This window comes from Pseudoalteromonas sp. T1lg75, assembly GCF_002964705.1.
Lineage (GTDB): Bacteria > Pseudomonadota > Gammaproteobacteria > Enterobacterales > Alteromonadaceae > Pseudoalteromonas.
In genome coordinates this window covers 12,528-31,864 of the sequence record NZ_PQCD01000015.1, presented here as the reverse complement: position 1 = coordinate 31,864, position 19,337 = coordinate 12,528, and the positions used below count along the sequence as shown (strand labels likewise).

The 19,337-nt window shown below is 52.7% G+C and carries 19 protein-coding genes; 9 read left to right on the top strand and 10 right to left on the bottom strand.

Annotated elements, in window-relative coordinates:
- The first annotated feature begins 4 nt into the window (after positions 1 to 4).
- Both hslO and C2M36_RS02735 read left to right on the top strand, forming a co-directional pair.
- Positions 5 to 853, top strand: a complete 849-nt coding sequence (gene hslO, locus C2M36_RS02740) for an Hsp33 family molecular chaperone HslO (protein WP_105253593.1) — start codon at positions 5 to 7, stop codon at positions 851 to 853.
- A gap of 270 nt (positions 854 to 1,123) precedes the next feature.
- Positions 1,124 to 2,662 carry a phosphoenolpyruvate carboxykinase gene (locus C2M36_RS02735; protein WP_105188056.1) on the top strand — a complete coding sequence of 513 codons (1,539 nt, stop codon included), beginning with the start codon at positions 1,124 to 1,126 and terminating at the stop codon, positions 2,660 to 2,662.
- A 150-nt stretch (positions 2,663 to 2,812) separates the two neighbouring features.
- Here the strand turns inward: C2M36_RS02735 and envZ are convergent, their stop codons facing one another.
- The 3 genes from envZ to greB form a co-directional block, all read right to left on the bottom strand.
- Positions 2,813 to 4,132, bottom strand: a complete 1,320-nt coding sequence (gene envZ / locus C2M36_RS02730) for a two-component system sensor histidine kinase EnvZ (RefSeq protein ID WP_105253592.1) — start codon at positions 4,130 to 4,132, stop codon at positions 2,813 to 2,815.
- Positions 4,133 to 4,852, bottom strand: a complete 720-nt coding sequence (gene ompR / locus C2M36_RS02725; protein ID WP_105188058.1) for an osmolarity response regulator transcription factor OmpR — start codon at positions 4,850 to 4,852, stop codon at positions 4,133 to 4,135.
- Positions 4,853 to 4,952: 100 nt separating this feature from the next.
- On the bottom strand, positions 4,953 to 5,435 hold the full coding sequence (greB, locus tag C2M36_RS02720; protein ID WP_105253591.1) for a transcription elongation factor GreB: 483 nt from the start codon (positions 5,433 to 5,435) through the stop codon (positions 4,953 to 4,955).
- Positions 5,436 to 5,511: 76 nt separating this feature from the next.
- Here greB and C2M36_RS02715 point away from each other — a divergent pair, with 76 nt between their 5' ends.
- The 3 genes from C2M36_RS02715 (at position 5,512) to C2M36_RS02705 (ending at position 8,911) form a co-directional block, all read left to right on the top strand.
- On the top strand, positions 5,512 to 5,826 hold the full coding sequence (locus C2M36_RS02715; RefSeq protein WP_105253590.1) for a hypothetical protein: 315 nt from the start codon (positions 5,512 to 5,514) through the stop codon (positions 5,824 to 5,826).
- 37 nt (positions 5,827 to 5,863) lie between these two features.
- Positions 5,864 to 6,442, top strand: a complete 579-nt coding sequence (locus C2M36_RS02710) for a CBS domain-containing protein (protein WP_105253589.1) — start codon at positions 5,864 to 5,866, stop codon at positions 6,440 to 6,442.
- 135 nt (positions 6,443 to 6,577) lie between these two features.
- Positions 6,578 to 8,911, top strand: coding sequence for a Tex family protein (locus C2M36_RS02705; RefSeq protein ID WP_105253588.1), 2,334 nt, complete (start codon positions 6,578 to 6,580; stop codon positions 8,909 to 8,911).
- A gap of 61 nt (positions 8,912 to 8,972) precedes the next feature.
- Here C2M36_RS02705 and C2M36_RS02700 read toward each other — a convergent pair whose 3' ends face one another.
- Entirely contained in the window at positions 8,973 to 9,281 is a 309-nt protein-coding gene (locus C2M36_RS02700; RefSeq protein ID WP_105253587.1) for a hypothetical protein, read from the bottom strand.
- 63 nt (positions 9,282 to 9,344) lie between these two features.
- The gene (gene bioH, locus C2M36_RS02695; RefSeq protein ID WP_105253586.1) at positions 9,345 to 10,091 is read right to left on the bottom strand and encodes a pimeloyl-ACP methyl ester esterase BioH; all 747 of its coding nucleotides are present in this window, start codon (positions 10,089 to 10,091) and stop codon (positions 9,345 to 9,347) included.
- A gap of 89 nt (positions 10,092 to 10,180) precedes the next feature.
- On the opposite strand from bioH, the gene C2M36_RS02690 reads away from it, so the two are divergent.
- The gene (locus C2M36_RS02690) at positions 10,181 to 10,870 is read left to right on the top strand and encodes a ComF family protein (RefSeq protein WP_105253585.1); all 690 of its coding nucleotides are present in this window, start codon (positions 10,181 to 10,183) and stop codon (positions 10,868 to 10,870) included.
- A gap of 80 nt (positions 10,871 to 10,950) precedes the next feature.
- Here the strand turns inward: C2M36_RS02690 and C2M36_RS02685 are convergent, their stop codons facing one another.
- Positions 10,951 to 13,518 (bottom strand): M14 family metallopeptidase, encoded by a 2,568-nt coding sequence (locus C2M36_RS02685; RefSeq protein WP_105253584.1) that lies wholly within the window; start codon positions 13,516 to 13,518, stop codon positions 10,951 to 10,953.
- 150 nt (positions 13,519 to 13,668) lie between these two features.
- Between C2M36_RS02685 and nfuA the strand changes: the two genes are divergently transcribed.
- The gene (gene nfuA / locus C2M36_RS02680) at positions 13,669 to 14,244 is read left to right on the top strand and encodes a Fe-S biogenesis protein NfuA (RefSeq protein WP_105253583.1); all 576 of its coding nucleotides are present in this window, start codon (positions 13,669 to 13,671) and stop codon (positions 14,242 to 14,244) included.
- Positions 14,222 to 14,518, top strand: coding sequence for a hypothetical protein (locus C2M36_RS02675; RefSeq protein ID WP_234399077.1), 297 nt, complete (start codon positions 14,222 to 14,224; stop codon positions 14,516 to 14,518). The genes nfuA and C2M36_RS02675 overlap by 23 nt, the downstream gene beginning before the upstream one ends.
- On the opposite strand, the gene dinF is transcribed toward C2M36_RS02675, so the two are convergent.
- A complete protein-coding gene (dinF, locus tag C2M36_RS02670) occupies positions 14,463 to 15,797 on the bottom strand; it encodes an MATE family efflux transporter DinF (protein WP_105253582.1) in 1,335 nt (444 codons plus the stop codon). The two genes, C2M36_RS02675 and dinF, sit on opposite strands and share 56 nt — an antisense overlap.
- Between dinF and C2M36_RS02665 the strand changes: the two genes are divergently transcribed.
- Positions 15,777 to 16,808: a polysaccharide deacetylase family protein gene (locus tag C2M36_RS02665; protein ID WP_199883006.1), complete on the top strand. Its 1,032-nt coding sequence runs from the start codon at positions 15,777 to 15,779 to the stop codon at positions 16,806 to 16,808. The genes dinF and C2M36_RS02665 overlap by 21 nt on opposite strands.
- Positions 16,809 to 16,817: 9 nt before the next feature.
- Here C2M36_RS02665 and C2M36_RS02660 read toward each other — a convergent pair whose 3' ends face one another.
- From C2M36_RS02660 to C2M36_RS02650, 3 genes are read right to left on the bottom strand one after another with little or no spacing between them, the layout of a single operon-like run.
- Positions 16,818 to 17,423 carry an SCO family protein gene (locus tag C2M36_RS02660; protein ID WP_105253581.1) on the bottom strand — a complete coding sequence of 202 codons (606 nt, stop codon included), beginning with the start codon at positions 17,421 to 17,423 and terminating at the stop codon, positions 16,818 to 16,820.
- On the bottom strand, positions 17,413 to 18,321 hold the full coding sequence (gene cyoE / locus C2M36_RS02655) for a heme o synthase (protein ID WP_105253580.1): 909 nt from the start codon (positions 18,319 to 18,321) through the stop codon (positions 17,413 to 17,415). The genes C2M36_RS02660 and cyoE overlap by 11 nt, the downstream gene beginning before the upstream one ends.
- An 18-nt stretch (positions 18,322 to 18,339) precedes the next feature.
- On the bottom strand, positions 18,340 to 19,329 hold the full coding sequence (locus C2M36_RS02650) for a COX15/CtaA family protein (protein ID WP_105253850.1): 990 nt from the start codon (positions 19,327 to 19,329) through the stop codon (positions 18,340 to 18,342).
- Positions 19,330 to 19,337: the final 8 nt, after the last annotated feature.

Genomic DNA, 19,337 nt, shown 5'->3' with positions numbered 1-19,337 from the left:
ACACATGCAGCAAGACTTATTATATCGATATATTTTTGAGCAACTCGACGTACGCGGCGAGTTGGTGCAAGTAAGTGACGCTTTCACCAAAATGGTGGAAGGACGCAACTACCCGGACCCGGTTAAAAAGCTGTTGGGCGAGCTCTTTGTAACGACTTCTTTACTCACGGCAACCTTAAAGTTTCAAGGCCATATTAATGTGCAAATCCAAGGCGATGGCCCGGTTAAATTTGCCGCTATTAATGGTGACCACGAGCAAAATATGCGCGGCGTTGCCCGTATGCAGGGCGAGGTAAAAGGCGACAACCTGCTTGAGTTGATGGGTAAGGGTCATATGATCATCACCATCACCCCGGTCAAGGGCGAGCGTTACCAGGGCATAGTGCCGCTGGAGCACGAGACCCTGGCTAAATGTGTTGAGCAGTATTTTGCTCAGTCTGAACAACTGCGCACGCGTCTGTGGTTTGCCACCGATGTGAGCGAAGGACACGAGCGCGCCGCAGGCTTGTTCTTACAGGTATTGCCTGTGCATCAGGGAGATAAATCGGAAGCCGATTTCAGCCATTTGGAAACACTCAGCGACACAGTCACCGACGAGGAGCTACTGACCCTCGATGCCCAGACCGTGCTGACCCGCCTGTATCACGAAGACAACCCGCAGCTGTTCGAACCCCAGCCGGTTCGTTTTAAGTGTACCTGTAGCCGTGAAAAGACCATGGATGCCCTAGTTAACATCGGCCAGGATGAGCTGCTCGCCGACGTGAAGGAAAACGGCGAGATAGTGATCAGCTGTCATTATTGCTTAACCGATTACCGTTTTAACGAAGAACAAATCAAAGCGATTTTTAATTAATCCGGGCTAATTAGAGCCCATAAAAAAACTCGGGTCGGCCAAACCCGAGTTTTTTTATGGGTAAATATGACACCGGTATCAATAAAACATGCATTTTTCATGACACCGGTATCACTGAAATTATTCATGTTTTTTCACCTAAAACGGGCATTTTTAGCGACTTCAAAGCTCGTATATGCACAAACCATCTGTTACTATAATTTGCATATAAAGCACTCTCACACAGCTTTAGATTAACCGTTCAATCTCTCACAACTTTTAGGTAAAAAAATGACTTCAAGCGCTACTCGTTTTGTTGATCTTACAACCGCAGAACTAATCGAGCAGGCAATTCGCCGTGGTGAAGGTTCTCTTGCTGCTAACGGAGCTTTCGTGGCCAAAACTGGTCGTCGTACCGGTCGCTCTCCTAACGATCGTTTTATCGTTAAAGAGCCTAGCACCGAGAACGATATCCAATGGGGTAACGTAAACCGTCCTTTCGATGCCGATAAATTCAACGCCCTTTGGGAGCGAGTTGAGAATCATGTGTCTCAAAACGACCACTTCGTTTCTCACCTTGAAGTAGGTGCAGACCCAGAGCACTACCTACCAATCGTTGTAACCACTGAAACTGCTTGGCACCATGTTTTCGCTAAAAACATGTTCATCCAGCCTGAGCACTTCAACAAGGCCAACATGCCACAGTGGCAAATCCTTAATGTACCTTCGTTCGTATGTGAGCCAGAGCGTGACGGTACTAACAGTGACGGAACGGTAATCATCAACTTCGCAGAGCGTAAAGTACTACTTGCTGGTATGCACTACGCGGGCGAAATGAAGAAATCTATGTTCTCAGTACAGAACTTCCTACTTCCAGCAAAAGGTGTATTACCAATGCACTGCTCTGCAAACGTAGGCGAAGCTGGCGACACCGCCCTATTCTTCGGTCTATCTGGTACTGGTAAAACAACTCTATCAGCGGATCCAAGCCGTTTCCTAATCGGTGATGACGAGCACGGTTGGGCACCTGGCAGCGTATTTAACATCGAAGGCGGTTGTTACGCGAAATGTATCGACCTGTCACAGAAAAACGAGCCAGTGATCTGGGATGCTATCCGCTTCGGCACCATCCTTGAGAACGTTGTACTTGATGACAAGCGTACTCCTGATTACACCGACTCATCACTTACGCAAAATACTCGTGCCGCTTACCCACTTGAGCACGTAGCCAAGCGTAAAGAAGAAAACCGTGCCGGTGAGCCTAAGGCCGTGGTATTCCTTACTTGTGACGTAAGCGGTGTACTACCTCCTGTTTCTGTACTAAGCGAAGAAGCAGCGGCTTACCACTTCCTAAGCGGTTACACTGCGAAAGTAGGTTCAACTGAAATCGGTTCAACGTCTGATATCGAATCAACCTTCTCTACTTGTTTCGGCGCACCTTTCTTCCCTCGCCCAGCTGGCGTATACGCAGAGCTTCTAATGAAGCGCGTACGTGAGTTCGGTGCCAAGGTATACCTAGTAAACACAGGTTGGACTGGCGGTCCTTACGGTGTTGGTAAGCGTTTCGACATCCCGACTACCCGTGCCGTTGTTGATGCCATCGTATCGGGCGCACTAGCCGACGTTGAAACTCAGCACATCGACGTACTAAACCTAGACGTACCGGTAGCCGTACCTGGCGTTGATAGCGCGGTTCTAAACCCAATCAACACTTGGAACGACAAAGAGAAATACGCAGAATACGCACAGAAACTAGCGAACGACTTTAACGAGAACTTTGCTAAGTACGACGTATCTGATGCCATTAAGCAAGCTGGCCCTAATAGCTAAGGGTCAACTTCTTTAACTTAGCCATTGCGCTGAGAATTCGCACCAACGCCAGCTTTATGCTGGCGTTTTTGTTATTAGACTCTGGCGCAATCAGTGGAAGGAGTGCCCGGCGCAAGGGCAAAAGGAAGCAAAGAGGGTGTAAAAACGACTTTATTCAGACGTTTTTATGGGTAGGTAGATGGTGGCACACAAACCGCCTTCCTTGCGGTTTCTTAACTCCACCCGACCATTATGCATGGTAATAATGCGCTTAATTATCGCCAGGCCAAGGCCACTGCCCTCACTGCCACGAGCCTGATCGCCCTGGGTAAAGGGTGCAAACACCTTTTCCAGCTCCGACTCGGGAATGCCAGGGCCTCTGTCCTTAACGCTTACACACACATGGGTCTTCCGGGCGTTATAGTGGGTCACCACCTGGATATCGTCATCGGAGTACCGCAGGGCATTTTCGATCATATTGGTCAGCACCCGCTTAATGGCCACATGACTCATGGGCACATTGGGCAAACTGGGGTTAAGATGAGCGCTAATTTCCCGCCCCTGCACCCGACCATGCTGCTGCTCCGCATGCACCACTTCTTCCACGAGGGCGTTAAGGTCTTCGCTTTGATAATCACCCTTATCGTGGTGACGCAGGTATTCGATAAACTGATCGATAATGGCATTCATGTCTTCGATATCATGAATAATGCCTTCACGCAGGTAGTCTTCGTCGTCGGACATCATTTCCGTCGCCAGGCGAATCCGGGTTAGGGGGGTGCGCAAATCATGGGACACACCGGCCATCAATAAGCGTCTGTCCTGCTCGAGGGCGGCAATGCCGCGGGACATTTTATTAAACGCCCGAGTCACTTCCACCATTTCCGTGGAGCCCTGCTCATCGACCTCGGTACTGAAATCGCCCTTACTCACCTTGATCGCCGCCTCTTGCAAAGCCTTTAACGGGCGGTTGAGGTGACGGGCAAAGAGCCAGCCGCCAAGCACACTGAGAAAGCCGATACTGGTCAAGTAGAAGGTTAAAAACTCGATATTGGCTTCGGTAAAGCCGGAGAGCGGCACCCGCACCCAATAACCGGGCGCTTGTGGCGGCTCTATCCAATAAACCAAGGGGTCGGTTTGGCTGATACGCACCCGCGCCGAACCATTGAGCTGTTGCGACATGATGTTTGAGAGCATGGAGTACTCCCGCGCCTCACCTAAGCCATTAATGTAGGCGTCGCGCTGGGTTAAGATCTCGATGCCGGTTTCCTCGAGGAAACGCTTAGACACCTTATCGCTTACCTCAACGCCATCATTAACGCCAATAAACACGGTTTTTACCTGCTTGGCAAGCATGATATTCACTTGCTCTATGGTCGGCTTCACCACATAGAAGCTCACCGCCACATAGGACACCACCTGGTTGATCAGCAACAGGGCGCCAACCAGGAAAACCGTTTGTCCAAAGGCGCTGCGAGGAAGTAAATGCATCTATTTATTGCCGTCGGGTACGAAGACGTAACCTAGCCCCCACACGGTTTGGATATAACGCGGATTGGCGGCGTCCACCTCGATCATTCGTCTTAGGCGCGACACCTGCACATCGATACTGCGCTCCAGGGCGCTGTAATCACGACCTCGGGCCAGGTTCATCAACTTATCCCGGCTTAATGGTTCACGGGGATGCGATACCAAGGCCTTGAGTACCGCGAACTCGCCACTGGTCAGGGAAATCACTTCATCCCCTCGGGTCATCTCACGGGTCGCGAGATTAAGGGCAAATTCACCGAATTTCACCAGGTTTTCTTCGGCGGACGGAGCACCGGGTACCTCTTTGGCTCGACGACGCAAAATCGCCTTTACACGGGCCAATAACTCACGGGGATTAAAGGGCTTAGGGATATAATCATCGGCACCAAGCTCGAGCCCGATAATGCGATCCACCTCGTCCCCTTTCGCCGTCAGCATGACAATTGGAATTTCGTTTTCCTTTTGCCGTAAACGACGACAGATCGACAGGCCATCTTCACCCGGCAGCATTAAATCAAGCACCATGAGGTGAAAGTTTTCTCGCTCCAGCAGCTTATCCATCTGTTCGGAGTTGGCGGCACTGCGCACAATAAAGCCCTGCTCAACCAAGTATCTTTCTAACAGGCTGCGCAGACGCATATCATCATCGACAACGAGGATTTTGGTGGTTTCTTGTCCCATGTTCTTGCTTAATTGTTCTTGTTGTAACCTTAACTATATGCGAAATACCCGAGTTGGGAAACGCCCAAGGTTAAGAAGATTGTTACATTTGTTTTCCGCCTTACTCTTCACCTTGCTGATAGCGAATACTATTGATATACCACAACTTTCGACCATTAGGCGTGTTCACCCAGGCCTCGTCATCGACTTCCTTTTTCAACAAAGCGCGAGCCATGGGGGCATCAATGGAAACCACGGCCTTGTTATCGTAGATTTCATCTGGGCCGACGATTTGAAAGGCCAGCACTTCGCCTTGCTCGTCTTCAACCTCCACATAGGCGCCAAAAAACACCTTACCCTCTTGCTGTGGACTGTAATCCACCACCCTAAGCTCATCTAAGCGCTTGCGTAAGTATCTGACTCGGCGATCAATTTCTCGTAATCGCTTCTTATTATATTGATAGTCGGCATTTTCAGAGCGATCGCCAAGGCTTGCCGCCCAAGCCACTTTTTTGGTCACTTCGGGGCGCTCGCTGCGCCATAAATGATCGAGTTCGCTCTGCAGTTGTTGATAGCCGCGACGGGTGATTAATTTCGTTTTCATAAATAATGTTCAGTTTTCGTTCATATAAAAAGGGTCATATTTACCCTATGTGGTAATTTTAAAGGCAGGTAGTGGTATGCAAAAGTACAACTTAAAGTACAACCTGCTATTTGTGTTTGCGTTATTCGCCTTAACCGGCCTGCTCGCAAGCCAACACCTCTTTACCTCAGCCGCCAATACCAGTGACCAGTATAGCCTTACCATCAAGGTCGATACGGCACAAAATATCAATCATGATAGTGACAATGATCACGACCCCGAGTATCCGTTAGCACCCTCAATCAAGCAACATGCGTTAGTTAATACGCCTGTGGTTGTTGTGCCTAGCGTTGTGCTTAATCGTCGCGTGATCACAGTAGCACAACAAAGAGCACCGCCCTACTTCTCTTAAGAAACTGTTTTATTTACAATTTTTTTGGAGAAAGATCATGACTAATTTTAAATCACTACGTACTCACCATGTTGTCGACGGCGCTCAATTGGCGACCGCAAATGAACCACATTTACAACTCGATGCTAATAGCGGCGCATTAAGCCTTTTACAAGACTTCACCTTGCAAAGCCCCATTTGTGTTCAAGCCAACACCCCGCTCACAGCGGCACGTAAACTGGCCAGCAACACACCCACCGATGCCTTGATGGTGCTGAACGAGCAAGGCCAGGTGATCGGGGTCACTTCCAGCGTCGAGCTACAAAGTATTCGCGTAACCACACAAGCCCTGCAACTCGGGCTAAAACCCAGCGAGCTGATGGTGCATGATGTAATGCGCTCCCTGCATGTGTTGCCCTGCATTTCCATGCTGGCGGTGCGCAATACGTCGTTAGGCAACGTGCTTAGCACCATGGAGCAAACCGGTAGCTTCTATCTGTTGGTAACCGAGAATGAGCAAATCCGCGGTATTCTCTGCGCCCGTAAAATCGCCAAGACCCTGAATATGGGCTTGGATATTACCCCGGTGGCACAGTCATTTCAGGACGTGGTTGCCAGCGTTGAACACCCTCACTAACAGGGCGTTTTAGCCCGCTCAAAATGCACGGCACGAACGACAAATTTGCCCTGCCGTTCGTGCCAAGCTGTGATATTATCCAGTTAATTTTACTCGTATTCGCCCTTATACGGGCATCAAGATATAAGGTTATTAATGGCTAATCTCACCACCGTTCTGGCGCAGGAATTACAAGCGCAAGAACAGCAAGTGCTAGCAGCAACTAAGCTTTTAGATGAAGGCGCTACGGTGCCATTTATTGCCCGCTACCGTAAAGAAGTCACCGGTGGCCTGGACGACACCCAACTGCGCACCTTGGAGCAACGTTTGGGTTATTTGCGCGAACTCGAAGAGCGTCGCCAATTCATCATTAAAACCATTAGCGAACAAGATAAGTTAACGCCGCAATTGGCCGCCGACATTGCCGCCGCCGCGACCAAAACCGAACTTGAAGACCTGTATCTTCCTTATAAACCCAAGCGCCGTACCAAGGGTCAAATAGCCATTGAAGCGGGCCTTGAGCCGCTTGCGGATGCCTTGCTTAACGACGCCAACCTGGAGCCAGAAAGCGAAGCCGCTCGTTTTGTCGACGCCGACAAGGGCGTAAGCGATAGCAAAGCGGCCCTCGACGGCGCCCGCTATATCCTGATGGAACGCTTTGCCGAAGACGCCAAACTGCTGGCCAAACTACGCAGCCATATCAAACAGCATGGTCATATCAGCAGTGCCGTGATCGCCGGCCAGGAAAAAACCGGTGCCAAATATCAGGATTATTTTGAACACAGCGAAGCCATCGCCAGTATTCCATCACACCGCGCCTTGGCCATGTTACGTGCCCGTAACGAGGGAGTGTTAGCGCTGAGCATTAACCCGGATGCACAAAGCGAAGACGGTCATGCCCTGTGCGTTAACATGATTGCCCGTCATTTCGATCTCGCCATCGAAGGCAAGGCGGCGAGCAAATGGCTGGCACAGGTAGCCCAATGGACCTGGAAGGTGAAACTGGCGCTGCATTTGGAAAATGAGTTTCTTGCCAATATGCGCGAGCAGGCCGAAACCGGCGCCATTGATGTATTCGCCAAAAACCTTAAAGATCTGCTTATGGCGGCCCCGGCGGGTGCCAAGGTCACCTTGGGCCTGGATCCGGGTCTACGTACCGGCTGTAAGATTGCCGTGGTCGATAGCACGGGCAAGCTCCTGGGTACCTGCACCATCTTCCCTCATGCGCCGCAAAACCAATGGGATAAATCCTTGCGTACGCTGGAGCAATTGTGCCGCCAGCACAAGGTTGAGCTGATCGCCATAGGTAACGGCACCGCCAGTCGCGAAAGCGATAAACTGGTCGCCGAGCTGCTCAAGGCAGCGCCGGAGTTAAAATTAAGCAAGATCATGGTCAGCGAAGCCGGTGCTTCCGTGTATTCGGCATCCGAGTTCGCCGCTCAGGAGTTCCCGGATCTTGATGTTTCCCTGCGCGGTGCCGTATCCATCGCCCGTCGCCTGCAGGATCCCCTGGCTGAGCTGGTAAAAATCGAGCCTAAATCAATAGGGGTGGGTCAATACCAGCACGATGTCTCGCAAAGCCAGCTAGGACAAACCCTGACTTCCGTGGTTGAGGACTGTGTAAATGCCGTTGGCGTTGATGTGAACACCGCCTCGGTACCTCTGCTCACACGCGTTTCCGGCTTAAACAAAACCCTGGCGCAGAATATCGTCAAATACCGCGATAGCAATGGCGCCTTCGCTAAACGTAGCGAGCTGAAAAAGGTTGAGCGTTTAGGACCCAAAGCGTTTGAACAAAGCGCCGGCTTCCTGCGTATCGTCGGTGGCGCCGATCCCCTGGATGCCTCTGCGGTGCACCCGGAAGCCTATCCCTTGGTTAAGAATATTTGTGCCGCGAACGATCAGGACATCGCCCATTTGATCGGCAATGCCGAGGTGCTGAAAAGCTTAAATGCGGCGGACTACACCGATGAGCAATTCGGTCTGCCGACGGTCACCGACATCATCAGCGAACTGCATAAACCCGGTCGCGATCCGCGTCCCGAGTTTAAAACCGCGGCGTTTAAAGCCGGTGTAGAAACCATCAACGATCTCAAACCGGGCATGGTGCTTGAGGGCGTGGTGTCGAACGTCGCCAACTTTGGTGCCTTTGTCGATGTCGGTGTGCATCAGGATGGTCTAGTGCATATCTCGGCACTGACCGACAAGTTTATTAGCGATCCCCGCGAAGTGGTGAAGGCCGGCGATATCGTTAAGGTGAAGGTGATGGAAGTCGATAGTGCTCGTAAGCGTATCAGCTTTACCATGCGTCTTAATGACGAGTTGCCTGCTGCGGGTGCCGGCGCGGGTGCCAAGAGCACGTCTAAGCCGGCGGCGAAGAAGGCCGCGACCAGCAGCAACAAGGGCAATAATCGCAACCGCAATAAGGATCAGGGCAATGCCGCCATGGGCAACGCCTTTGCCGAAGCCTTTGCCAAGCTGAAAAAGTAATGCCATAAAACAACGAAAAAACGCAGCCTAGGCTGCGTTTTTTTATGCTTGTAATTGGCTGCTAAGCGCGAATATCGATAATGGTGCCCAATAGCTCATCGGCGCTGCTAATCACCCGGGCGCTGGCCTTGGCCTGCAACTCGGCGACCTGTAAATTCACCAGTTCCTGCTCAACACGGGGCGTTTCTGCCACAGGAGCTATCAGGGTTTCGCCATTGCTGGCGCCCTGAGGTTGACGCCCCAGCTGCAATTGCTGTGCATCTAGCTGGCCAGTGGTGGCGCGGTTAATATTGGCACTGGCCTGCGTCGCGTCTTGCTGTGCACGGGCAAAACCGTCCACTCCCGCATTAAAAATCATTGCTACCGCCATCAACTTTCTCCAAGGCTGCTCCTTTGGCTATTGTTGCGCAAAAAACGTGCGAATAAAACCCGACTAAAGCATGGCTTTTAGGGCCGCAACAAACTCGTCCTTATGGGAGATAAAAGGAGCATGCGACGCCTTGTCCAACACTTCGATTTCCAAATGCGGTCGTAATTTCTGCATTTGCTCGATGGCTTTGTAAGGCACCAGGGCATCCAGGCGCCCGAAAATAGCCCCTACGGGCTGCTTCAGGTGCGCAAATTCTTGCCTTAGATCCTGATATTCCAGAATTTCCAGCCCCTGCTTCAACACCTGCTCCGAGGTACTGGGCGCCTGTTGGATCAGCTTCTTCAGTTGTTTGATATCCTGGCGTGCCGACTCGCTGCCCATGGCCTGAATAGCAAGGAAACGCTCTATGGTTTTGGCACTGTTTTCGATTAACTGCTGATTAAATTGCTCCAACACCGAGTTCTTGATCCCCGGCCAGTTTGGGCTTTGACTAAAGAATGGCGTTGAGGCGATTAAAATCACCTTACTCACCTTGTGCGGATAAAAATGGGCCAGATACAGGGCAACCAGACCACCGAGAGACCAACCGGCGAGGATGGAACCGTCTTGCAGTTGATCCGCTAGCTGCTTGGCCATGGTCGGCAGATCCGAGTGAAACCCTTCGCCCTGTGGCGGTTGGGCATGACCATAGCCGGGCAAGTCGAGCGCCCGCACATCGCCGTCAAAAATAAAGTTAAGCTCTGGGCTGATCAATTCCCATACTTCACGGTTCATACCCCAACCATGAAGCAACACCAGTTGTTTTTGCATTTAAGCTGTTCCGCATCCACTATTATTAAAGCCCCGTCGCGCATTACGCGCCGACACCTGCATTATTAACGCGAATAAAGGCTTATGCAATGGACGCATTCACAAAAGCCTGTGCCTGGCTGTTCCCGCAATACTGCCAGCTCTGTGCTCAGCCCCTTGGGGCCGGACAACAAATATGCAGTCATTGCATCAATGCCTTTGTTGGCATCAACGCCGCCTTGCAGGAAGATTTACTTCTGCGCGCCGATATTCAACGACAATTTCCACTGCGCCATATCGACAGCTTGCAGGCACTGGACTGGTATCGCCCGCCCCTGTCGACCTGGTTAAAACAATATAAGTACCAGCAACGCATGTATCGCCAAGTAGCGCTATCCGCCTTATTGACCCATCACTTTGCTCGCTTGGCCAGCCTGCCAGACTGGCATTGGCCACACCTGGTCGCCCCTATTCCGCTGGCACCCTCGCGGCTAATCTGGCGGGGGTTTAATCAGGTGGTGCGACTGTGGCAAGACGCCCTGCCACAGCCATTATTTGCCGCTAACCTATTACGGCGGCGCCACGGCACCCGGACGCAGGCCAAGCTCAATGCTCGGCAAAGGCGAAAAAACCTGGCCCATGCTTTTAGTGTACACGCCGATGTGCGCAACCTTGATATTGCTTTGGTAGATGATGTGCTGACCACGGGAGCGACTTTGGATAGCGCCGCCAAGCAGCTTAAGGCGGCAGGGGCACGCTCGGTGTCGGCCTGGGTCGTCTGCCTGACCGCCAAGACATAATACCCATTCACTTAATATAAAAAAGCCGACTAGGACGTCGGCTTTTACTTAGGAGAGTACCAATACTTTAAGAATAAAGTTTACTCGGCATTGGCGTCTATGTGGACGCCAAAGAACAAGGCATTACTGAAAATACGGCTGGTGCCATACCAAAAGCCCCTGAATACCGGATTGTCTGTCATGGCCACCACGGCACCGCGGCCATAGCTGTGGGCCAAGATGGCGCCGCCCTTGGCGATTTGCGCCAGATTTTGCTCATGAGTAAAGCCGGCTAGCAAGGGTTTTTCCGTGTAGGTCGCCACATTGACGAAGGGCGCGGGCATTTGCTCGAGCAAGAAGGTGCTGTTTTTAAACACCGGCAACTCATCCCTAGTTAGTGAATAACTAAGGGGGTGGCTGAGATCGATTTTGGTATTGAAGATAGCGCCGGCAATACGCTGCTTGCCCGCCAACATATCTCTGTCGCCATAATGCAGGCCCTCGGTGGAAAACGCCGCAGCCATATCCTTACGTGACAAGTAGCTGGCCTTTAACAGCTGCTCATCGGCCAGGAATTGCGCCCCGCCCTTATGACCCCAGACCACACCGCCGTGGCGTACCCAGGTATGCAGCTCGGCTTTAAATGACTTTTCCAGAGTTCCGTAACGGCCGTTGGCAAAAACGATATGGGTGTAGGCATTAAGATCGACCTTGGTCAGTTCATCGGCCTCAATAATACTCGGTGTTAGGCCCACATGACGGTCAAGGTAATACCAGAGCTCACCCACTTCATACTGGCTGCTCTGCTCACCGCCTACCAGCAGGACCTTAGGCAACTTCACCGGGGCGAGCTGGCGCGAACCCAGGTCGACACCACGACTGGTCAAGCCGGAGTCGATGCCGTACACATCAATATCAAATTCGGCGCTGACTTGCTTTAAGACTGCTAACCAGTCATCGCGCTGCTGCAGACCGGCGGCTACCACTATGGAACCGGCGGCCAGATCACGGCTTTGGCCGTCACTGCTGGCGGTAAAGGGCGCCAGGGCGACACGCGCCTCAATCCCCTGCTGCAACAGCTTGGTTAGCAGTTTAGGGGCGTGATAGTCGAACCACTCAAAGGCAAAAGCGTAATGGGGCTGCAACTCCTGTTGCGACGCACTGCTGCGCGGTGACCAGGGCTGTGTCGCAACATCCACACCACGAACGCTCTCGAGCGCCTTAAATTCCAGGTTAAAGGCATGGGCCAAGGTCCAGCCGGAAACATCATAGAAGGTGTTATCGACAAAGTTCTGCTGCTCGCTAAATATGCTTTTGATCAAGCGATACTGACGCTGCGCTAAGGGCACAAAGTAGCTGCTCTGTGCGCTGAAGCGCTGTTTGTCTATGCTCGCGTCTTCCTCTAGGGCATAAGCCTGGATTTGATGCTGCGCCAAAATCGCCAGGAAACTATGCAGGCGCGTCGAATCTTTAGGGGCGCTGACCACATAGCCTTTTACCTTGTCCTTATCGGCCAGTTTCGTCGCCTGCTTGAAAAAGTCCGCCTGGTAGTCGAGTAACTGCTCGCGCTTTTCGAGCACGGCATCAAAGGTAGAGAAGTTAGTCAGTAGCTGGTTTTTAATAGTAAATGGAAACTCCAAGCGACCATTAATGGTGTCTTGCACATGACCACGGCTGCTGCCCTGCTCGAAAAGGATACCCACACTGCCGTTTACATCCGGGTAGGTCGAGCCCTTACCCACGTAAAAATCATCGAATGCTTCCTCGGTAAAATAGAGGCGATCATGGCTGTCGAGAATACGGGCGTGGTGCTCGGCGATGGCCTTGGTCAAACCCACGTTTTTCTCCGGCGTCAGCGGGTTTTTACGTGTTGGAATGCCCGGCTGGAAGAAGAAGGTGCTGTTTGGTCCCATCTCATGAAAGTCGGTCAGCACATTGGGCTGCCAGGCCTGGAACTGGGCGATACGGGCGCGCGATTCCGGGTGCTGGAGCAATAACCAGTCGCGGTTGAGATCGAACCAGTAATGGTTGGTACGGCTGCTAGGCCAGTTTTCATTGTGCTCGCGAGTATTGGGATCGGCGCTCGGCACCATGGCGCGATTCGAATTGGCCCAGTTGGCAAAGCGTGCCAGTCCGTCCGGGTTTAACGAGGGGTCGAGCAGGATCACTGTTTCCTGCAACAGGCGCTCAACGCGCGTATCTTGTGCTGCGGCCAGATAATAGGCGACCAGAAGCGAAGCATTACTGCCCGAGGGTTCATTACCATGGACACTGTAACCCATGTACATGACTGCCGGTGCAACTGCGGGTGCAGTTGCAGATGCATCACTGCTTTCACCCGTCACTCGGGCCAGATGCGCCTGTCGTACCTGTTCAATATTGGCCAAGCGCTCCGGAGCGGCTATGGTCAGCATCACCAAAGGACGCTGCTCATGGGTGTAGCCTATGGTTTGAATTTGCACGCGATCGCTGTGCTCGGCCAGCTCGCGCATATAATAAACCAGCTGGTCGTGGCGCACATGCCACTGGCCAACCTCATAACCTAACACCGATGCCGGGGTCGGCACCTTGGGATCAAATTGAACCTCATCACCAAAGTAATAGCTCAGCGGCTGTGCCGCCAGGGATGAAGCAAAGACCGTTAACAATAAAAATAGAATTCGGCGCATTAGATAACAGTGAATTTAAAAAACCATATTCTCACGCTACCATCGGCTTAAAATTAAGCCAACTTTTTACGTTCAACACTGGCGACAACGCGACGAGCGGAGTATTATAGCCATTAACCGAGTAAAACAGTCAAGTATAGTGTTGTTACTATGATCACAATTTCAGAAACCGCGCAAAGTCACTTTGCAAAACTGCTTTCAGAACAAGCAGATGGCACCAATATCCGTGTATTCGTTGTCAATCCTGGTACCTCTCAAGCCGAATGTGGCGTGTCGTATTGCCCGGCCGATGCGGTTGAAGAAGATGACATTCGTCTTAACTTCAACGGTTTTGATGCGGTAGTAGACAAAGAAAGTGCGCCTTTTCTAGAAGAAGCGGAAATCGATTTCGTAACCGATAAAATGGGCACGCAATTGACCCTTAAGGCACCTAATGCCAAGGCCCGTAAGCTATCAGACGATGCCTCGCTGGAAGAGCAGGTTGAGCACATGCTGCAAACCGAGGTAAACCCTCAGTTGGCTAACCACGGCGGTCAGGTGCAGTTGGTTGAGATCACCGCAGAAGGCATTGCCGTGCTGCAGTTTGGCGGCGGCTGTAATGGTTGTTCTATGATCGATGTCACGCTAAAAGAGGGCATCGAGAAGGAAATGATCGCTAAATTCAGCGAAATCACCGGTGTCCGTGATATTACCGAACACAACCGTGGCGACCACTCCTACTACTAAGTTTGCAGCGCTGATTTATCGCTTGGGCTCAGAGCCCAAGCGCAGCCTCAAACGCTTCCTGATTGGCCTTGGGCTGTTTGCCCTTGCCGTCGCCTTTATTGCACTGGGCTACTTTTATCAGCCCTGGTGGCAAATTCCCGGCCTGTTATTCCTCGTGGTGGCGTTATTTTTCGCAATCTGGGGGTATCTCGGCATTTTTGCCAATCGCTTCGCTCAGGTTATTGCAGCAACGCATCCGCCTTTACCAACTGACGATAACGCACCGCCAGGCTAATGCCGCGCAGCGCCATAAAGGCGGTCATGGCCGCCCATAGGGCGTGATTGCCCCAGCCTTGAGTTAACACAAAGACGCCGAAAAAACCCACCGCGGCGGAAAGCATCATGGTATTGCGCATATCCTTGGCGCGCATCAGACCAACAAAAATCCCGTCGAATAAGAAGCAACTCATGGCGATCAACGGCATCAGGACCAGCCAGGGCAAATAGGCGATGGCCAGGCTATTGACCTCGGGCACATCGGTCAGCAAACGGATCACCTGCTCCCCAAAAACATAGAAGCCCAGGGCGTAAAGAACCGCAAATAATGCGCCCCACTGTAAGCTAATACTTACCCACATTTTAATTCGGCGTACACACTGTGCCCCTCTTGCCTGCCCCACCTTGGCCTCGGCGGCATAGGCAATGCCATCCATGGCAAAGCTGATCAACAGCAGAAAGTTCATCAGCACCGCATTGGCGGCCAAGACCACATCCCCTAAGCGAGCACCGTAAAAGGTCATAAAGCTAAAACACAGCTGCAGCATTAAGGAGCGCAGGAAAATATCGCCATTGAGGCGCAACAAGGCACCCAGTTGTAACAAGCGGGCACCAAAGGACCAACACCAGCGCAGATGCAGCTTGGCAAACAATCGCGACACCAACCACAGGGCAAAGGCCAGGGCACAATAATCGGCGATCACCGAGGCCAGCGCCGCCCCCTTAACGCCCCAGCCAAAGCCAACCACAAAGAGAATATCCAGGGCGATGTTAACGACATTGGTGAGCAGCACCAGTAAAAATGGCCCGCGCCCGTATTGCACGCCGAGCATCCAACCCAGCAGCACCAGGTTCGCCAAGGCCGCTGGGGCGCTATAAATACGAATATAAAAATAATTAAAGGCCTGCTCCATGGTCTGCTCCGAGGCATCGGCCAACACTGCCATCAGCGCCCCCAGGGGTTTTTGCAGCAGCAGGAGAAGCAGCGCCACCGCCAGCGCCAGCAGCAGGCTTTTTTGCAGCGCCTGCACCAGCTCTTGCTTGTGTTCGGCGCCAAAGGCGGCGGCGATAAGCCCGGTGGTACTCATACGCAAAAAGCCGGCGAGCCAAAACAACATGGAAATAACCGTTGCGCCCAGGGCAATACCTGCTAAATAATGGGCGCTGCCGAGATGGCCGATCACTGCGGTATCAACCAGGCCTAGCAAAGGCACCGTGATATTAGATAGAATCATGGGCCCGGCGAGCAGCAATAAGCTTTTATGGTGAGTGTTGTTATGTATAGAAAATTGTCCCATTTGTTCTTCTCTTTATGCGCCCTGGTTGGCGCCTCTGCCCAGGCAGCGGTTATTTTACAGTATCATCACGTCAGTAAAACCCTGCCCAAGGTCACCAGTGTCGAAGCCGATACTTTTCGCGCCCATTTACAGTATTTGCAGCAACACGATTATAAGGTGGTTGCCCTGGATGCACTGCTAAGCGGCCTGCAACAAGGGCAAACCTTTGACGATAAAACCCTGGCCATCACCTTTGATGACGGCTATGACAATAATATCGAACAGGCCGCCCCGATACTGGCGGAATTTGGCTACCCCTACACCATCTTCGTCAATCCCGCCCTGATCGACGAACAGCAGGGCTATGTGATGACCTGGGCCCAACTCAAGGAGCTCAGCAAGCAGGGCGCTCTGATCGCCAACCACAGCGGTCGCCATGATTATCTTCATCATCGCCTCGAGGGTGAAAGCGAAGAGCAATGGCGTAGTCGCATTAAAACCGACCTCACCAGTGCCGAAAAGCGGATCGAAGAAGAAATAGGCTACAGCCTGAAATACCTGGCCTATCCCTATGGCGAGTTCGACAAGGCACTGCAGCAGCTGGTGAAGGAATTGGGTTATGTCGGCATAGGTCAGCACTCGGGCGCCCTGGGCCCAGATAATGATTTTACCCGTTTGCCGCGCTTTCCCGCATCGGGATTTTATGCCGACCTGGAAACCCTGGCGACCAAGCTGGATTCCCTGCCCTTTGCCCTGGCAAAGATCGACTACAGCGATACGGTGACCGCCGAGCCGCGCCCCAAAGTCACCTTGGAGTTTGCCAAAAAGGGCTTTCATAACAATCAGTTTGCTTGTTATGTTTCCGGCCAGGGCCGAGCCGAGCTGACCTGGTTGGATGGTAATCGGGTGATGGTACAGGCCAAGCAGGATTTAAAACCCGGCCGCGCCCGCTATAACTGCACCGCGCCCTCGCAGCAAAAATCGGGACGCTATTTATGGTTTTCGCAACCCTGGGTGATCACCCAGGGCTGATACCGAGTGCTAACCGGGGTAATAGTCAATAATCGCCTTTAGCTCGCGTACCATGACCTCGGTATTGATGGTCGGTACCGAGCCGGCGACAAATTCGGGCTTAAAGATGGCGCGGATCTTCCCATGCGGGTCCACCAGCACCACAGACGCACTGTGGTCCACCAGATAATCGCCCTCTTGCTGTTCGCTAATGGCATACATCAGCCCCAGGTTCTGCACAAAGGGGTAGAGCTGCTTATGCGGCGCCGAAACCGCCTTATACTGAGGGTTAAAGTAGGTGATGTACTGGCGGCGTTTGGCGGCGGTATCACGCTGGGGATCCACGGAGACAAACCACACATTAAGGTCGTTGCGATTTACTTGCGTGTCGACCTGGCGCAGTTTCGCCAGCGTCATGGGGCAGACATCGGGGCAGCTGGTGTAGCCTAAGAACAGCAAGTCCCACTGGCCCTGCAGATCGACCACGCCCACGGGCTGACCATGCTGATCTTCCAAACTAAAGGCATTAATGACCCGCGGTTGCTCATAGACCAAGGCTTCGACCTGTAACTCCGGCTTAGAGCAACCCAGCGTCAATCCCGTCAGCGCTCCGATCAGACACCATTTAAGCGACATAAAATACCCACTTATCAATAAATAATGCGACAAAGAGTAACATTAAATGCAGGATAGAGAACTTAAAAACACGCATTGCCGACTGATGCTGAGGCTCGCGCTTTAAACGCCAGGCATAGGCGATAAACATCAGGTTAAGCGCCGACGCCGCCACTAAATAGAAGAGCCCGGACATGCCAATCAGATAGGGCAACACACACACCAAAGCCAGCAATACGGTATAACCCAGCACACAGGTTTTACAAAAATCAATGCCATGGGTGACCGGCAGCATGGGAATATTGGCGCGGCGGTAATCCGCTTCACGGGCAATGGCCAGGGCCCAAAAGTGCGGCGGCGTCCAGGCAAAGATGATCATCACCAAAAGCCAAGGCGCGGCGGCCAACTGCCCGGTTTCACTAACCCAGCCCAATAACGGCGGCATAGCACCGGCCAAACCACCAATCACGATATTTTGTGGCGTCGCCCGTTTCAGAAACAGGGTATAGACCACCGCATAGCCAACCAAGGCCAGCAGCGTCAGCAGCGCGGTCAGCCAGTTGGCAGCGCCGACCAGGGCAACAAAGCCAATGCCACCGATCACCGCCGCAAAGGCAAAGCCTCGACCCTCGCTAACCTTACCTACCGCCACCGGACGGTGGCGGGTGCGCGCCATTTTGGAGTCGATTTCACGGTCGACGATATGGTTGATCACCGCCGCCGCCGCCGATAACAGGCCAATGCCTAGCAGGCTGATCAGCTGCAGCATCCAGGAGCGGCCCGTATCCGGCGCCAGGGCCAGGCCAACCCAGGCGGTCAGCACCAGCATCAGCACCACCTTGCCCTTGCACATGGCCAGGTAGTCGCGCCAGCTTGCACAGTGCGACAGAGAGGGGGTTAGGGTTATTGCTTTACTCATAATTCTTCTCCTTCGCGCCTAACATTTTCGTTTTTGTAAATAGCACAGCCGCACCAGAGTGAGCAGCAACAGCAGAGCCATCAGGTTATGCGCCAGCGCCATCAACAAGGGGATCTGCAAATAGATCAGGGCAATTCCCAGGGTAAGCTGAGTCGTCAAGGCGGCACAGACCGCCAGCGCCGCATTTTTAATGGTGCGCGAATAAGCGCCCTTATATACCCGCCTCATGGCGGTGCCAACAATCAGCAGGGTCATCAAGGCGCCAAAGCGATGCAGCAGATGAATGGACATGCGCGACTCGTAGGAGAGCACCCCATACTCGTAATTGGCGTGCTCCATAGGCAAGTGGAACACCTCGGCCAGGGAGAACGCCTCGCTGCCTTCACACAGTGGAAAACCAACACAGTGAGCGGCGGCATAGTTGGCCGCCAACCAGCCTCCCAGGGCAATCTGCACTATTACCATGCACAGGGCTGCCATGCTCCAGCCCTGCAGCGCCTTAGCACCGGCATCGCCGCCGGGCACGGGGCGACTGTAGTAACGTAAATACAAGAGCCACAGCAGACTGGCGATGGAAAAGCCACCGAGCAGGTGGCCCATCACCACTAGGGGCTGCAGGTTCATGGTCACCGTCCACATGCCCAACATGGCCTGAAAGATCACCAAGAGCAACAGCACCGTGGGCAAACGTACCGGCATATGGATGCGTTTGCCATGACGCCAGGCATACATGGCAATGGCGAGGATCAACAGCCCCAGAGTGCCAGCGAAGTAGCGATGCACCATTTCCTTGAGCGCCTTACCCTGATCCACCTCCATGCCGGGGAAGTTTTCCTGTACCGCGGCGATTTCATGGGCCTTATCGGGCACGGTTAAAAAGCCATAACAGCCGGGCCAATCCGGGCACCCCAGCCCGGCATCGCTCAAACGGGTATAAGCACCCAGACCCACCACCAACACGGCCAATAACGCCGTACTTAACACCAGAAATTTATAGTTTTTTGTCATACTGGCCT

What these genes read in the sequence shown, in the direction of transcription:
- C2M36_RS02650 (WP_105253850.1), bottom strand. Translation starts at nt 19,329, where the DNA reads ATGACAAAAAACTATAAATTTCTGGTGTTAAGTACGGCGTTATTGGCC.
- C2M36_RS02685 (WP_105253584.1), bottom strand. Translation starts at nt 13,518, where the DNA reads ATGCGCCGAATTCTATTTTTATTGTTAACGGTCTTTGCTTCATCCCTG.
- C2M36_RS02660 (WP_105253581.1), bottom strand. Translation starts at nt 17,423, where the DNA reads ATGTCGCTTAAATGGTGTCTGATCGGAGCGCTGACGGGATTGACGCTG.
- C2M36_RS02735 (WP_105188056.1), top strand. Translation starts at nt 1,124, where the DNA reads ATGACTTCAAGCGCTACTCGTTTTGTTGATCTTACAACCGCAGAACTA.
- C2M36_RS02705 (WP_105253588.1), top strand. Translation starts at nt 6,578, where the DNA reads ATGGCTAATCTCACCACCGTTCTGGCGCAGGAATTACAAGCGCAAGAA.
- C2M36_RS02665 (WP_199883006.1), top strand. Translation starts at nt 15,777, where the DNA reads ATGTATAGAAAATTGTCCCATTTGTTCTTCTCTTTATGCGCCCTGGTT.
- nfuA (WP_105253583.1), top strand. Translation starts at nt 13,669, where the DNA reads ATGATCACAATTTCAGAAACCGCGCAAAGTCACTTTGCAAAACTGCTT.
- envZ (WP_105253592.1), bottom strand. Translation starts at nt 4,132, where the DNA reads ATGCATTTACTTCCTCGCAGCGCCTTTGGACAAACGGTTTTCCTGGTT.
- C2M36_RS02715 (WP_105253590.1), top strand. Translation starts at nt 5,512, where the DNA reads ATGCAAAAGTACAACTTAAAGTACAACCTGCTATTTGTGTTTGCGTTA.
- C2M36_RS02700 (WP_105253587.1), bottom strand. Translation starts at nt 9,281, where the DNA reads ATGGCGGTAGCAATGATTTTTAATGCGGGAGTGGACGGTTTTGCCCGT.
- hslO (WP_105253593.1), top strand. Translation starts at nt 5, where the DNA reads ATGCAGCAAGACTTATTATATCGATATATTTTTGAGCAACTCGACGTA.
- cyoE (WP_105253580.1), bottom strand. Translation starts at nt 18,321, where the DNA reads ATGAGTAAAGCAATAACCCTAACCCCCTCTCTGTCGCACTGTGCAAGC.
- dinF (WP_105253582.1), bottom strand. Translation starts at nt 15,797, where the DNA reads ATGGGACAATTTTCTATACATAACAACACTCACCATAAAAGCTTATTG.
- bioH (WP_105253586.1), bottom strand. Translation starts at nt 10,091, where the DNA reads ATGCAAAAACAACTGGTGTTGCTTCATGGTTGGGGTATGAACCGTGAA.
- greB (WP_105253591.1), bottom strand. Translation starts at nt 5,435, where the DNA reads ATGAAAACGAAATTAATCACCCGTCGCGGCTATCAACAACTGCAGAGC.
- ompR (WP_105188058.1), bottom strand. Translation starts at nt 4,852, where the DNA reads ATGGGACAAGAAACCACCAAAATCCTCGTTGTCGATGATGATATGCGT.
- C2M36_RS02710 (WP_105253589.1), top strand. Translation starts at nt 5,864, where the DNA reads ATGACTAATTTTAAATCACTACGTACTCACCATGTTGTCGACGGCGCT.
- C2M36_RS02690 (WP_105253585.1), top strand. Translation starts at nt 10,181, where the DNA reads ATGGACGCATTCACAAAAGCCTGTGCCTGGCTGTTCCCGCAATACTGC.